The sequence below is a fragment of the Rhizobium glycinendophyticum genome, assembly GCF_006443685.1.
Classification (GTDB): domain Bacteria; phylum Pseudomonadota; class Alphaproteobacteria; order Rhizobiales; family Rhizobiaceae; genus Allorhizobium; species Allorhizobium glycinendophyticum.
The window spans coordinates 1-13968 of sequence record NZ_VFYP01000010.1; the positions used below are offsets into that span (position 1 = coordinate 1).

Annotated in this window: 14 protein-coding genes; 9 read left to right on the forward strand and 5 right to left on the reverse strand. The window is 64.5% G+C overall.

What is annotated here, in order from left to right:
- Positions 1–75: 75 nt before the first annotated feature.
- From FJQ55_RS23120 to FJQ55_RS23130, 3 genes are all read left to right on the forward strand, one after another.
- Positions 76–381 (forward strand): type II toxin-antitoxin system RelE/ParE family toxin, encoded by a 306-nt coding sequence (locus tag FJQ55_RS23120; RefSeq protein WP_006473480.1) that lies wholly within the window; start codon positions 76–78, stop codon positions 379–381.
- A 67-nt stretch (positions 382–448) separates the two neighbouring features.
- Entirely contained in the window at positions 449–1072 is a 624-nt protein-coding gene (parA, locus tag FJQ55_RS23125; protein ID WP_021316632.1) for a ParA family partition ATPase, read from the forward strand.
- Between the two features lie 36 nt (positions 1073–1108).
- Positions 1109–1405, forward strand: a complete 297-nt coding sequence (locus FJQ55_RS23130; protein WP_006473490.1) for a hypothetical protein — start codon at positions 1109–1111, stop codon at positions 1403–1405.
- 272 nt (positions 1406–1677) lie between these two features.
- Here the strand turns inward: FJQ55_RS23130 and FJQ55_RS23135 are convergent, their stop codons facing one another.
- Positions 1678–3342: a type IV secretory system conjugative DNA transfer family protein gene (locus tag FJQ55_RS23135; RefSeq protein ID WP_023512661.1), complete on the reverse strand. Its 1665-nt coding sequence runs from the start codon at positions 3340–3342 to the stop codon at positions 1678–1680.
- Positions 3339–3644, reverse strand: a complete 306-nt coding sequence (locus FJQ55_RS23140) for a hypothetical protein (protein WP_020821017.1) — start codon at positions 3642–3644, stop codon at positions 3339–3341. The genes FJQ55_RS23135 and FJQ55_RS23140 overlap by 4 nt, the downstream gene beginning before the upstream one ends.
- 271 nt (positions 3645–3915) lie before the next feature.
- Here FJQ55_RS23140 and traA point away from each other — a divergent pair, with 271 nt between their 5' ends.
- A complete protein-coding gene (traA, locus tag FJQ55_RS23145) occupies positions 3916–7518 on the forward strand; it encodes a Ti-type conjugative transfer relaxase TraA (protein ID WP_024269998.1) in 3603 nt (1200 codons plus the stop codon).
- 11 nt (positions 7519–7529) lie between these two features.
- Positions 7530–8288: a DUF6118 family protein gene (locus FJQ55_RS23150; protein ID WP_006473465.1), complete on the forward strand. Its 759-nt coding sequence runs from the start codon at positions 7530–7532 to the stop codon at positions 8286–8288.
- 19 nt (positions 8289–8307) lie between these two features.
- On the opposite strand, the gene FJQ55_RS23155 is transcribed toward FJQ55_RS23150, so the two are convergent.
- From FJQ55_RS23155 to FJQ55_RS23165, 3 genes are all read right to left on the reverse strand, one after another.
- Positions 8308–8874: a TetR/AcrR family transcriptional regulator gene (locus FJQ55_RS23155; RefSeq protein WP_136600489.1), complete on the reverse strand. Its 567-nt coding sequence runs from the start codon at positions 8872–8874 to the stop codon at positions 8308–8310.
- A 10-nt stretch (positions 8875–8884) separates the two neighbouring features.
- The gene (locus FJQ55_RS23160) at positions 8885–10360 is read right to left on the reverse strand and encodes an MFS transporter (protein ID WP_246041616.1); all 1476 of its coding nucleotides are present in this window, start codon (positions 10358–10360) and stop codon (positions 8885–8887) included.
- Positions 10361–10715: 355 nt separating this feature from the next.
- A complete protein-coding gene (locus FJQ55_RS23165) occupies positions 10716–11327 on the reverse strand; it encodes a uridine kinase family protein (protein ID WP_020820347.1) in 612 nt (203 codons plus the stop codon).
- A 141-nt stretch (positions 11328–11468) separates the two neighbouring features.
- On the opposite strand from FJQ55_RS23165, the gene FJQ55_RS23170 reads away from it, so the two are divergent.
- The 4 genes from FJQ55_RS23170 to FJQ55_RS23185 form a co-directional block, all read left to right on the forward strand.
- Positions 11469–12035, forward strand: a complete 567-nt coding sequence (locus tag FJQ55_RS23170; protein ID WP_006473455.1) for a recombinase family protein — start codon at positions 11469–11471, stop codon at positions 12033–12035.
- A 99-nt stretch (positions 12036–12134) separates the two neighbouring features.
- The gene (locus FJQ55_RS23175; RefSeq protein ID WP_020817828.1) at positions 12135–12350 is read left to right on the forward strand and encodes a ribbon-helix-helix protein, CopG family; all 216 of its coding nucleotides are present in this window, start codon (positions 12135–12137) and stop codon (positions 12348–12350) included.
- A 194-nt stretch (positions 12351–12544) separates the two neighbouring features.
- The gene (locus FJQ55_RS23180) at positions 12545–13423 is read left to right on the forward strand and encodes a helix-turn-helix domain-containing protein (RefSeq protein ID WP_020817827.1); all 879 of its coding nucleotides are present in this window, start codon (positions 12545–12547) and stop codon (positions 13421–13423) included.
- A 277-nt stretch (positions 13424–13700) separates the two neighbouring features.
- Positions 13701–13968, forward strand: a 268-nt coding sequence (locus FJQ55_RS23185) for a CopG family ribbon-helix-helix protein (RefSeq protein ID WP_006473479.1), incomplete at its 3' end; no start/stop codon positions are given.

Below are 13968 nucleotides of genomic sequence, written 5' to 3' on the forward strand. Positions count from 1 at the left end.
GATCCCCCATGCGCAGGCCGTCGCGGAAATGCGTGAGGTTATCGAGGAAGCGAAGCGCCGGAAAGCCGCGCGCGGATGAGGCCGGTTGTCTGGTCGATTGAGGCGCAGCGGGATAACCTCGAAATCCTGCGCTATATCGCAGAGGACAACCCATTCGCCGCCGAACGGGTCGTGGATGCGATCGAGGACGCCGGGAACAAGCTCGGCGAATTTGCGACCGGCCGGCCGGGGCGGGTGAGCGGAACCTATGAAAAGTCCCTCGCCCGTCATCCCTACATCATCGCCTATGAGCTGCGGGACGTGGGGGGCCGGGAAAGCGTCGTGATCGTGCGCGTCATCCACACGTCGCGCGACTGGCCGGCCGAGGAATGGCCGCACTAGCTTAAAGACGTAGTAACGTCCTTAGCTATATGCTTCAATACGTATTCACGCAAAGAAGGATTGACGCATGAACGTCATTGCGTTTTTGAGCCAGAAGGGCGGGAGCGGAAAAACCACGCTTTCGGTTCATACCGCCGTGGCGGCCGAGGCGACCGGCGAACGGGTTTGCGTCATCGACGCGGACCCACAGGAGAGCGCGACCGCATGGGCGAGCGCGCGGGAAGCCGGAACGCCGATCGTCGCCACGGCGCAGGCCGGGGAGCTGGACGCCGCGCTTAGGGCGGCCGAGGGCGAGGGCATGACCTTGGCCGTAGTGGACGCCCCGCCCCATGCCGCCCCGGCGGCCGGCCAGATCGCCCGAAGGTCGGAGCTGGTCTTGATTCCGGTCAGACCGTCCGCGTTTGACCTCGCTGCGGTCCCGGCCGCCGTCGAGATCGTGGCGGCCGCGAAAGTGCGCGGCGCGTTCGTCCTGTCTGCCTGCCCGTTCCGTGCGCCCGAGATCGGGGAGACGCGCGCGGCGCTGGAAGCCTACGGACTGCCGATCGTTCCCGGCGAGATTACCGACCGGCGCGCGTTCGCCCGCGCCGTCACGACTGGCAGCGCCGTGACGGAGTTCGAGGCCGAAGGGAAAGCAGCGGAGGAAATCCGGGCTTTGTGGGCGTGGATTAAAGGCACGTTAGAACGTAAATAGCTAAATACGTAAGCGCGTATTGAAGGAGCGAAACCTATGGCAAAGAAAGCAACCGGCCTCGCGGCCTTCACCCGCCCGAAGGCCGGCGCGGAGGCCACCAGCCTTGCAGCGATCGAGGACGATCGCCCGGCCGTGGAAATCCCGACGCCGAGGCGAAAGAGGGGAGGGGGCGAGACTGTCGCGCTTACGGTCAAGGTCCGGCGATCGGACTGGCAGCGCCTTCGCCAGCTCGCGGATGCAGAGGGAACGACAATTCAGGCGATGGCCGAGGCCGGGCTTTCGGCGGTTCTGGCACAGCACGGATTGCCGCCGATCGAGCCTTATGCACGTTGATACGTAAATAGCTAAATACGCTAATGCTTGCGCGCGTGGCCCGCCCCCCGGCCGTCCCTACGGCCCTAGATGATGAGAGCGGGCCGGCCGGGGGGCTATCGTCGCGGCCGTGGCGTTTCCCTGAATAGAGCTTGCACCAGGTCGGCGGGTGGATCGCGGCGCAAGCCGCGCCGGCCCGGAGGCGAACGCGCTCCCCAATAGCGCCGTAGAGAGCCGGAGGGCCGTTCGTAACAAAGTCCCGGCGCTATGCGCCGGGTCCGCTTCTTGTCACGTCAGGCAGCGTCATACAGCCCCCGGAACTCTGCATCGGCATAATAGGCGAGCTTGCCGGCGACGATCGGCCGTTGCCCGGCGAGGAACAGCAATTCGACATGCTGCGGCAGGTTGCGGACCTCATCGGGGGTCAGCAGCGGGCGGGCCGTGTGTTGCTCGCCGTAGGAGATGCCGGATTTATCGGAATCGAGCGCCCGGCTCATGGTCTGGAACACAACGGTTTCCTGCCCGAGCAGATCGGAGACAAGCCGGGCGCTGTCGTGATCGTTGACGCCGAACACCTGTAGGACGCCGGCATTTGACAGGAAGGTGCCGGCGCGTTGCCCGTAGGTGGCGCGGAGCTGGTGAACGTCTTGCAGGATCGGCCAGAGCTGGACGCCGTAGCCGGCCATGAGGCCCATTGCGCGCTCGACGGGGGCCAGATGGCCGAGGGCGGCGAACTCATCGAGCAGATAGAGGACCGGCACGGCCGGCTTGGCGGGATCGCGGGCCATGTCGGTGAGGCTTTGCGCGACGAGCAGGCGCAGCCAGCGGGAATAGGTGGCGAGCCGATCGGGCGGCAGGACGAGGAACACCGAGACGTTGCGGCGCTTGAGATCGGCAAAGCCGAAATCGGATCGGTCGAGGACGGCGACCATGCGCGGGCTGTCGAGGAAATGGGTATGGCGCTGCGCGGCCGAGAGGACGCCGGCCGCCTCGCGGTCGGATTTGCCGAGGTGGCGGTTTGCAGCGCGGGCGATCAGGCCGGAGGCGGCCGTTGATGCCTGCATGTCCTTCAGGAGCGCCGCGAAGGCTTCAGGGGCGAGGGTGAGATATTCGCGCAGGGTGGCGAGGTTCCGCCTGTCGCGCGGCGCGCTGGCGGCAATATGGAGGATCAGGCCGGCAATGAGCGCCTTGGCTTCCTCGTTCCAATGCGCTTCGCCGGCCATGCCCGGTTCATCGAACACGAGGGCGTCGGCCAAGGTGCTTGCATCTTCCGCGACATCGAGGCCGGCCGGGTCGAGCTGGTCGAGGGGATTGAAGGCGGCCGAGGGCTGGCCGGTGACGCCGAAGGGGTCGAGGACATGGACCGGGCCGAATTGCTGGCGGGCGCGGCCGGCGATCTTGGCATTTTCGCCCTTGGGGTCGATGCAGATCACGGAGCGGTCGGCGGTGAGCAGGTTGGGGATGATGGTTCCCACCCCTTTGCCGGTGCGCGTCGGTGCCATCGTCAGCAGATGGGCCGGGCCGTCATAGCGCAGGAGCTTTCCGGTCTTGCCGTCGCGGCCGATCAGCAGGCCGGAATCGGCGCGGGCGAGGGCGGCGGTTTCCTTGTCGGTGGCGAAGCGGGCCGAGCCGTGGGTTTCGCCGTCCATATCCCCGAAATGGATAATCAGCGGATTGGTGAGGAAGCGGAAGGCGAGCGCCAGCAGCACCAGCAGCGTGACGAGATCGAGCAGGAGAACCGGAACCGAGCCGACGCGAAAGCCGATTTGTTCGAGAGCGAAGCGGCCGCCGAAGCCGACGACGAACAGGACGATAACAAGGAGGAACAGAAGCCCGAGAAGCGGTTTCCAGATGCGGAAAGGTGCGGCGAGCAGAGCGACGAACGCCCATAGCGGATCACGCGCGGCCTGCCGCACCATGTTCTTGAACGCACCCCATGCAAGTCTCGCCTGACTCATGCGGCCGTCCCCCCGGCGCTGCCTGTCGTCTCCCCGGCCGGCGCGTTGTCGATCAGGTCGGCAAACAGTTCCTTGTCACCGGGGCGCGTCAGGAAGTCGGGCAGCTCACGCTTGAGCCATTCGCCCAAGCGCCGGGAAAATTCTTCATCCTTGCCGTGTTCGAGGCGATGCAGGACGAGCGCGCCGAGCAGCACCTTGCGGCGCGTGTCGTTGGCGCGTTCCTGCTTCGACAGACGGGCCTTGAGCGTGGCGCGCTGCGCATCCAGTTCGGCCAAGCGTTGTTCGATCGTTTTGCGCGCCATTCCTCAAATCTCCTTTTCCGGTTGTTCGCCTAGACTATCATTCCCGACCGTCTTTTCCAGCGTTTGCCTGTTGCGCTTGAGTTTTCAGCGGTTTTGCAGCACAATTCCGGCCTCAGTTCATTGCATCGACCTTGCCGCGAGCGCCACACCGATCAGCGAAAGAGCGTAGCGATTGAGTTGAGAAGGGCGCACTTACGAGTTACTGCGTAACTCAGCGCGCCGCCAGCTTGGAGGCTGGCGGGAAAGGCGGAAACGGGATCGAGGCAACGGGTTGGCAATCTACCATTTCAGCATGAAGCCAGTTTCGCGGGCGGGTGGCCGTAGCGCCGTCGCCTCAATGGCTTATCGTGCCGGGGAGAAGCTGACCAACGAGCGCGACGGGATCACGCACGACTACACGGCCAAGCAGGGTGTTGAACATGCCGAGATCGTCTTGCCGGAAGGCGTGAACGCCGATTGGGCGCGGGATCGGTCGGACTTGTGGAACGCCGCCGAATTTGCCGAGAAGCGGAAGGACGCTCGCGTTGCGCGGGAGTTCGAGATTGCCTTGCCGCATGAGCTTTCGGCCGAGCAGCGGCTAGAGGCGGCGCGGGAGATGGCGCAGGAGCTGGCCGACCGCTACGGCGCGGCCGTGGACTTCGCCATTCATGCGCCGCACGAGGCGAGCGACGTTCGCAATCACCATGCCCATTTGCTTATGACCACGCGGCAGGTGACGGAGGGCGGGTTAGGCGACAAGACCTATCTTGAGCGCGAAAACAAATGGCTGTTGGCGCACGACCTGCCGACGACCGATATGCAGCTCCGCGACCTTCGCCAGAGGTGGGAGGGGATCGCCAACGAGCGCCTTGCGATGGCCGGGCTAGATATTCGCATTGACCATCGTTCGCACATGGAGCGCGGGCTAGAGATCGCGCCGACCGAGCATATGGGCGTCCATGCCACGCAGATGGAGCGGCGCGGCCTCGACGTGTCGCGGTCGCGGCTGGACGAGGAAGCGGCCCGGCGCAATGCCGAGCTGATCCGAGAGAAGCCCGAGCAGGTTCTAACCCTCATCACCGGCGAAAAGAGCGTGTTCGACCGGCACGACGTTGCGCGGGCGCTGCATCGCTACATCAACGACGACCCGCAGGAGTTCCAGAGCGCCTTTGCGAAGGTGATGGCCTCGCCGGCGCTGGTCGAGTTGCAGCCCGAGCGCGCGGACCCGGCAACGGGCGAGATCGAGCTTGCGCGGTATTCGACGCGGGAAATGGTCGAGATCGAATCCGGCATGATCGAGAGCGCGCAGCGGATGCACGGCGCGCATGGTCATGGCGTCGATCGCCGGCATGTCGAGCGGGCGATAGATCGGCAGGACGCCGCCATTCAGCGCAGCGCCGGCGATGCTTCCGCCCGGCTGTCGGACGAGCAGCGCCGGGCGATCGAGCATATCACCGGGCCGGAGAGGATCGCGGCCGTTGTCGGTTATGCCGGCGCTGGCAAGTCCACCATGCTCGCGGCCGCGCGCGAGGCGTGGGAGGCCGAGGGCTATCAGGTCCACGGCGCGGCGCTGTCGGGCAAGGCGGCCGAGGGCTTGGAGGAATCTTCCGGCATCCAGAGCCGCACCCTCGCGTCATGGTCCCGCGGTTGGGAGAACGACCGCGGCACACTCGGCCGCGGCGACGTGTTCGTGATCGACGAGGCGGGCATGGTCGGGAGCCGCCAGCTCGCCCGCTTCGTTGGCGAGGCCGAGGCGCGCGGGGCGAAGATCGTCCTTGTAGGCGACCATGAGCAGTTGCAGGCGATCGGGGCGGGCGCACCGTTTAGGGCGATCACGGAGGAAATCGGCCATGCCGAGCTGTCCGAGATTCGCCGGCAGCGCGTGGACTGGCAGCGGGAGGCGTCGGTTGACTTCGCCACGCACCGGACGGCCGAGGGGCTGGCGGCCTATCGGGATCGCGGCAATATCAGCTTTGCCGAAACCGGCGAGGACGCGCGGGGCCAGATCGTGCGCGACTACCTTGCCGATCGCGACGAGCGCCCGGACGGCACCCGCGTAGCGATGGCGCATCGCCGGGCCGATGTTCGCGCCATCAACGACGCGATCCGGGCCGAGCTACAGGACCGGGGCGAGCTGGCGCAGGGCGAGGACGCCGGCGCGCTGACCTTCCAGACCAATGACGGCAAGCGGGAGTTCGCGCCCGGCGACCGCATCGTGTTCTTGGAGAACAACCGCGACCTTGGCGTGAAAAACGGGATGCTAGGCACGGTCGATCATGTCGAGCCGGGCCGCATCATTGCCACGCTCGACGGCCGGGGCGGCGATAGTGTTTCCGTGCCGATGGGCGATTATCAGGCGATCGACCACGGCTATGCGACGACGATTCACAAAAATCAGGGGGCGACGGTGGACCGCGCCTATGTGATGGCGTCGGGGACGATGGACCGGCATCTAACCTATGTCGCCATGACCCGGCATCGTGACGGGGTGCAGCTCTACGCGGCACAGGACGAGTTCACCAATGCCGGCCGGCTGGTCGAGCATGGGGCCGCGCCCTATGAGCATGACCCGCAGAAGTCCGACAGCTATTTCGTGACGCTGGAAAACGACAAGGGCGAGCAGCGCACCCTATGGGGCGTCGATCTTGAGCGCGCCATGAAGGAGGCCGCGCCCGAGATCGGGGAGAAGATCGGCCTACAGCATGAGGGTTCCACCCCCGTCACCTTGCCGGATGGGACGCAGACGCACCGCAACACATGGAAGGTTCAGGACGCCGGCGAGCTGGCCTATAGCCAGCTAGAGCGCCGCCTGTCGCGGTCGGGCGTGAAGGAAACGACGCTCGACTATACCCGCGACTTTGCCGAGCGGCGCGGGATCGCGGAGCAAATGGGCGTCCGCAGCGAGATCGAGATTCCGGCCGAGCGCACCGGGCTACGTGCGGAACGGGAGTCGACGGCCGGGGATCATGCCCTTGATCGGAGATCCTCGCAAAAAGTTCGCGCGGATCTCGCGCAGGATCTTCGTGCAGATCCGCGCGAGGATCTCGCCGGCGATCGACAGCAGCGCCAACGGCCGTTCGAGGGCCTGAAACTCGGCCGCCGCGCCGCGCCCGAGAGCCGCGAGCCAGACCGCGCCGGCGCGGACGGCCCGCAGATCGACCAGAAACGGCCGCAGCAGGCCGAGAAGCAGCGGCGCGGTATGTTCGCCGGCCTCAAGCTCAATGCGCGTCCTGCCCCCTCACAGGAGCGCACAGAGCGGCCGGAAAGGGAAGGGAGCTTGCGGCAGGCGCCTGCGCCCGACCGGCTGGCCGAGCGGGCGCGGGGGCAGTCGCCGCTTGAGGCCGCCGTTGACCGCTATTCGCGGGCCTATCAGTCGATCGACCAGCACCGGCGCGAGGGCTTGCCGGTCCTCGACATGCAGCGGCAGGAAATAGGCGATGCCGGCCGGCAGCTCGACCAGGTGCAGGGCGGCATGAAAGATTTGCTGCGCTCGACGTTGCAAAACGACCCGGCGACGGTGCGCGCCATGACCGAGCTTTCCGGCCGGGAGCGTGTCGCGCAGGTTATCGACGGGATGAAGCGCGAAAACGCGGCGCTGCAAGACCCGAATATCAGGGCCGAGCGGTTCGTTGAACGCTGGCAGGAGCTACAGGGCCAGCGCCGGGAGCTTCGCGGCTGGCAGCACGACGATGCCCGCGCCAAGGTCGAAAGCCAGATGAACGGCATGACCAAGAGCCTTGAGCGTGACCCGCAGGTAGATTCCATCCTGCGCAATCGCCGTCAGGAACTCGGAATCGGGCAGCAGCAGCGCCGGGGGCAGAGCATCGCCCACGAGCTGCAAGAGGAAATGTCACGCAGCCGGCAACTTAGCCGGGGCATCGGTTTGGGAAGGTAGGCACGGAGAATATGGCGGAGCTGGACGACGACAGGGAAGGAATCGAGCCGGAAGCACTGGACGAGGACGCCGGCGACCCGGCCGCCGCGTTCGACGCGCTCCGGCGCACGATCGAGACGCAGGGCGCGCAGATCGGCGCGGAAATGACCGTGATGCGGCGCGGGCTGGAAGCGGCTTTCGACCAGCTCGAAAAGATCGAGCCGGCGCAGGACTACAAGCCCCAGCTCGCCCAGCTCGTGCAGGCGCTCGACAATGTTGCGGAGCGGCTGCACGGCGTAGAGCAATCGCCTATTCTCCGGCAGGGTGCGACACACTATGCGGCGCTCCTCGAGCGCAGCGGCGAGGCCCTGATACGCACCGCCGCGCAGCAGCTCGAGCGGCAGGCGTCCGACCTCGAGCGCGCCGGCCGGAACCTCGCCGCTCATACGAAAAGCGCCTACGACCGGAAAAGTCAGGATTTCCGCATATGGATGGCCGGCCTTGTCGGGCTGTTCGTCGGCATATTCCTGATTTTGCTGTTGCCGCGTTTCCTGCCCTTCTCGGCCGACACCCATGTTGCGGCGACCGTCATAGGTCAGGACCGATGGAACGCCGGCGTCACCATGATGCGGGTGGCCGATCCCCGAAGCTGGCGCGGCGTGGCCGATTCCTCGCAGCTCGTGCGCGACAATGCCGAGGCGATCGGGCAATGCGCCGAGGCCGCGCGCACGGCCGGTTCAGATCAGCAATGCACCATCACCGTGAAAGCGCCGGCAGCACCGGCGCAGTAGGGTTGTGGGGGGACACCAGTTATTTCGGGAGGTTTTCTTCCGCCTCAACAGGTCCGGCGGCCATCGCGACGAGGCGCGCCGCGATACGCTTGCGCAGTTGCTCGGGGAGCGGGCGCGACGACAGCGCCTCGTGAATCCACAGCCCATCGGCGGCAAGGCGCGAAATGAACCTGTCCAACTCGGCAGCGTCGTTTCCAATCGGCGCAGGAGGTGCCCAGCGGTCGATGACCTGTTGCCACAGATCGCCAAGCTGCCGATTGTCGAAGCTTTCCAGCATGAGCAGCAGTTCGACCCGCCGGGCAGCTCTTGCGCAGGTGTTGATGTAGGCGGCGTGTCGTTCGGCGTCTGTCGCCCTGTCCGAGGTGTTGCCGGCGCTCGCTTCCAGCTCCTGTTCCCATGAGCGAGTCAGATGCTCATGGGTGGCGAGGATCAGGGCTTCGCGCGACGGGAAATGATACAGAAGGCCGGCGCGTGTCATGCCGGTTTCGAGCGCTACGGCGTCGAGGGTGACGGCGGTGAGGCCGTCACGCTCGATGATGCTCACAATGGCTTCAAGCACTTCGAGGCGCTTGCTGGCTCTCGCCATGTCGGCTTCCTTAGTGTTGTGTGGGATAGGCTGACGATTGCGAGCCGGGACCGTAGCGCCGCAACAGGATGCCGGTGATCAGGGCACCCACGGCCAGAACACCCGCCGCCACGTACATGACGACCGTATAGGCGTGGTCGAATGCGATTCCTGCCGCTTGACGCACGACAACACCATCGGCCCCCGCCTCGTTGGCAAAGACCAGCGCCGACGCCATGCTGTCGCGGGCCGCTTCCGAGGTTCCGGCGGGGAACACGACGTTGACCGTATAGAGGTAGGCCAAAAGACTTCCGAGAATTGTGACAGCGAACAGACTGCCAAACTCGTAGGACACTTCCTCGACCGACGACGCCATGCCGGCGCGATGCACAGGCACATTGCCCACAATAGCCGTTGATGCCACCGACATTGTTGCACCTACGCCGGCACCGGTCAGCGCCAGACCGGCGATCAGCCAGCCAAGGCCATGAGTGATGCCCCATGTCGCAAGCAGGACCGCCAGCGATCCCGCCGCAAGCCCGCCAGCTATAAGGATACGTAGGCCAATACGATGCAGGAATGCACCACCGAGCAGCGCAGTCGGCAATGATCCGAGCGCCGCCGCCGAAACCAGCATCCCGGCTTCCAGCGGCGTGAAGCCCGCAACGAGCTGGAAGCGTTGCGTCGTAGCAAGCTCAACACCGCCGATGGCGAACAGGGAGAACGCGGCCGCTAGAACGCCCGATGTGAACGCGGCATTGCGGAAGATCGAGAAGTCGAGCAGCGGGAACGGCAGGCGCAGTTGCCGGCGGACGAACAGCGCTCCGGCGAGGATGGCAACCAGCAGCGAAATAGCGGGGACGGCCCACGACTGCCCGGCATGGGCAGATTCCTTGATCGCGATCACAAAAGCCGACAGCGCCACCAATGCCTGAAACGACGACACCACGTCCCAAGGCTTGGTCGCATCGCCGGCCACCTTCGGCGCAACGATCAGCGCCGAAATGAAGGCAGCGACCACTACCGGCACATTGATGAGGAACACCGACCCCCACCAGAAATGGCCGAGCAGAAAACCGCCGATGATCGGTCCGAGCGCAGCGCCGACGACCGACAACGACCCCCAGATCGCAATGGCGATGTTGCGTTCCCGGTCATCCTCGAAGGTGACGCGGATGAGGGCGAGTGTCGCGGGCATCATCGCCGCCGCGCCGACCGCCAGAAAGGCCCGCGCCCCGATCAGGATTTCCGCTGTAGGCGAATAGGCCGCCACAATCGACGCGACACCGAACAGCACGAGGCCGATGAGGAACATGCGCCGGTGACCGATCCTGTCACCCAGCGTCCCGGTGCCGAGCAGCAGGCCGGCCATGACGAGGGGGTATGCGTTGATGATCCACAACCCTTGCGTTGCCGTCGCGCCAAGCTCGCGCGTCAGGGTAGGCAGGGCCGTGTAGAGGACCGAATTGTCCAGAACGATAAGCAGGAGACCGGCGGCGACGGTCACCAGAAGAACCCAGCGGTTCGAGTGGGCGGCAGGCATGATAGCACCATTCAGTGAGAGTAGCCAAACTTTACAGACAAGTTAGTAAAGTATCAAGCGCCTGCCCGTGAGGAACTTCAGACAATGGCCGACAGCGGGGCTTCGCATTCCGGGGCGCGATCAATTTGTCGCGAAATTCCTGATTTTTGCGACAAAATCGCCGGCGCTGATTTTGCAGGGAAAAATCTGTCGCAAAAATCAGGTGCGAAAGTCAAACTTGTGCGACTGACTTTCGCGACACGTCGCGGCCCGGATTCCGCGCCGCTGCGGACGTGGTGCAGGTTTCAGGATTTGCGCGACATAAGGGGCGCGAAGGAATTTAATTCTGGATCACCAGATCAAAAGACCTTGGCGGGCAGACGCGCTCGAAATAGTAGCTTTCAACATCGTCCCAAACAGCGTGCCACGCGGCTAAAAAGCCCTCCGCGCCCTGTTCGCGCGCAGCAGTCCGTTCATGCCGCACTTTGGTCGGCACATCCACGATCACGGCGAGGTCGATCAAATCCCGAAGGAACGGAGATGCGGAATAAGCTCCTTCGAGCAGAATCGTGGGCGCTGGCGCGACTTCGGTAAATTCGTTCTTGAGGCTGTAAGTGCCATCCGGGCCTAGTCCCTGCATGAAGTCGAAAGCTCGCCACTGTGCAGGTTCCCCCTTGCGTAGAGGCTCTATTGCCTCGCGAACGCGGTCCCACTCAAAAACGCGATTCAACCGCTCCGCCACGGTTTTGTGAGGCCACTCGGATTCGGGAACCTGCGTTTGATAGAAATCATCGAGCGTAACCAAGGCTATGTCGGTCAGCTTCGCCAACCTTGCCGCAATCGTTGACTTACCGGAGCCGCTTCCCCCGTCAAGCGCCACGACAACAGGACGTGCGAGTTCGGCGCGGAGGGCTTCTATTCTCTCAAGTATGTGGAGTTCAGGCGACTTCATTGTTCAACCAATTTCGATGATGCTGCGTTGTCGCAAAAATTCCAAAACCCGCGACAGCTTTCTTGTCGCATAATAGGGATTTCCGCGACGGTTTGCACGAGGTAGATTCCGGGCATGTCGCCCACGAGGAAGCCCCTGCCCTTGCTTATCGGATATGCCCGCGTCTCGACCGACGGCCAGACTCTCGACCAGCAGCGCGCGGCGCTGAAAGCGGCCGGCTGCAAGCGCGTGTTCGAGGAAAAGGCATCCGGCGCGCAGCGCGGCCGCCGCGAGCTGGCGAAGATGCTGGACCATTTGCAGCCCGGGAACGTGGTGACGGTGACGCGGCTTGATCGCCTCGCCCGATCGACGCGCGATCTTCTCGACATTGCTGAGCGGATCGGCCACGCCGAGGCCGGCTTGCGTTCGCTGGCCGAGCCGTGGGCCGACACGACGACGCCGGCCGGGCGCATGGTGCTGACTTTCTTCGCCGGCGTTGCCGAGTTCGAGCGCAGCTTGATCCATGAGCGCACGAGCGCCGGCCGCGCGGCGGCGAAGGCGAAGGGCGTTCGGTTCGGCCGCCCCCCTGCCCTGTCGGCCGAGCAGATCGCACACGCCCGCCAGCTCATCAGCGAGGACAAGAAGCCGGCCGAGGTTGCCCGGCTCTTGGGTGTGCATCGCTCTACCCTCTACCGGGCCATAGAACGCATTGACGTGGATACGCATTGACGCAACTACGTTTAGTCGCCCGGCCCTAGAAGTAGTGCCTTTCTCGCCCCCTTACGCAAAGGGTTGCAGAATCGGGCGATTTCGTCTCTTCATGTAGACATGGCGAGTCGCACCCGAGAACAAGTTAAGCTGGAAAGTGTCCGAAACCTGCGCGCCCGTTGGCGCGCGGAGGGCCGGATTCTTGTGCAGGCCGATCTGCCCGGCGAGCTGGTCGCGGCGATTGACCGCCTGAAGGACGACGCGGGCTTGCGAGGGCGCGCGCCGATCATCGAGGAAGCGTTGAGGTTCTATATCGAAGCGAAGCAAGGGACATAACGGCAAAACGCCCGACCGTTGGCGCGGTCGAGCGTTTTATAGGCCGTCAGACACACCGTAGAGCCGGGGCCATCAAAGTCTCCCCTTATCTACGCTAGAGCACTCCAATTCGCAAGATTGATTCTTGCGGAAACGGGGAAAGCTGTGCCTGCCGTCCGCGCTGTCATGTCCTTCAAAAGGAAGGACGAGGGCATATGTTGAGGACGCACTACGCGGCCGCGATCGGCTGCGCGCGCGGGAACGCGCTTGATGAAATCATGCGGGAGGTTTGGACTCGATACGGCGCGGGCCAGCTCACCGACGACGAGGCCGGCGAGCTTACGACGCTCGCCCATGAGCGCCGGGCCGCCCTGCGGGGATCGGGACAGACCGCGCTAGGGTTGATCTTTCCGCCCCCTGCCCCACGCTGCCCGACACCAGTTCGCCGGCATAGCCATATCCGGGGACGATCGGAGGGCCGCATATGGCGGCCGACGACGCGCAAGGACGTGCAGGCGATCTTGAAGGCGGCCGAAATCTACAACGAGGCCGGCTTGCACGAGAAGGGCGAGCGCAGCGGGCCGCTAGGATCGGTGGCGCTGGACGTGCTGCGGCTGTTCGTCAATCTCATCGACTTCCGCACCGGCCGGCTTGAGCCGTCAATCACCACGATCATGGATCGGCTAGGCCGGTCGCGCGATACGATCGTGCGGGCGCTGAAGAATCTGCGGGCGCATGGCTTCATTGACTGGCTGCGGCGCTATGAGCCGACCGGGAACGAAGGGCGCGGCCCACAGGTGCAGCAGGCCAGCAACGCCTATCGCCTGTCCCTGCCGGAGAAGGCCCGGCAGTTCCTTGGACGGTTCGGCAAGGCTCCACCCCCGCCCGCCGATCATGGACAGGATCAGCGGGCTTGGAGCGAGGCAATCGACGCCTACAAGACCACCCTGCCCCTCGATGAGCGAACGCAGATCGACGCCGGCGATAGCCCGCTAGGACAGGCCCTTGTGCGCATGGCGAAAAACTTCATGAAACGTGAGTCCGATAACCAGACTGAATCCCCATCTGATCTTTATCTAAGAGGCAAAACATAAGCGGTCGCCGCTGTTCGGGCTGCTTACGCAGCCCTGCGGCGGTTCCGGCCCGCGTATAGGCGGGCCGGGAAACGGCACCCCCACTACCTAATCCGCACCGCTCGCGCCTGCGACCAGCGTCCTATGGCTTTCGAGAGGGAGTGAAGGGCAAGGTCGGCGCTTAATTATTTACGTTAATACGTATTGACGTGTAAACGTATTACCTTGATAGAAGGCGATGGCGGCGGCCGGGAAAACGTGCTAGAGTGTACACAATTCAACACACGGAGGCGATTCCATGACCGCCAGCACCACCATGACGATTCGGGTTAGGCCCGATGTGAAAGAAAAGCTCGACCGGATCGCGAACGACACGCAGCGAAGCAAATCCTTCCTCGCCGGCGAGGCCGTCGCCGCCTATGTCGATCGCGAGCTTGAAATCATCGACGGTATCAAGCGCGGCATGGCTGATGCAGCGGCCGGCCGAGTGATCCCCCATGCGCAGGCCGTCGCGGAAATGCGTGAGGTTATCGAGGAAGCGAAGCGCCGGAAAGCCGCGCGCGGAT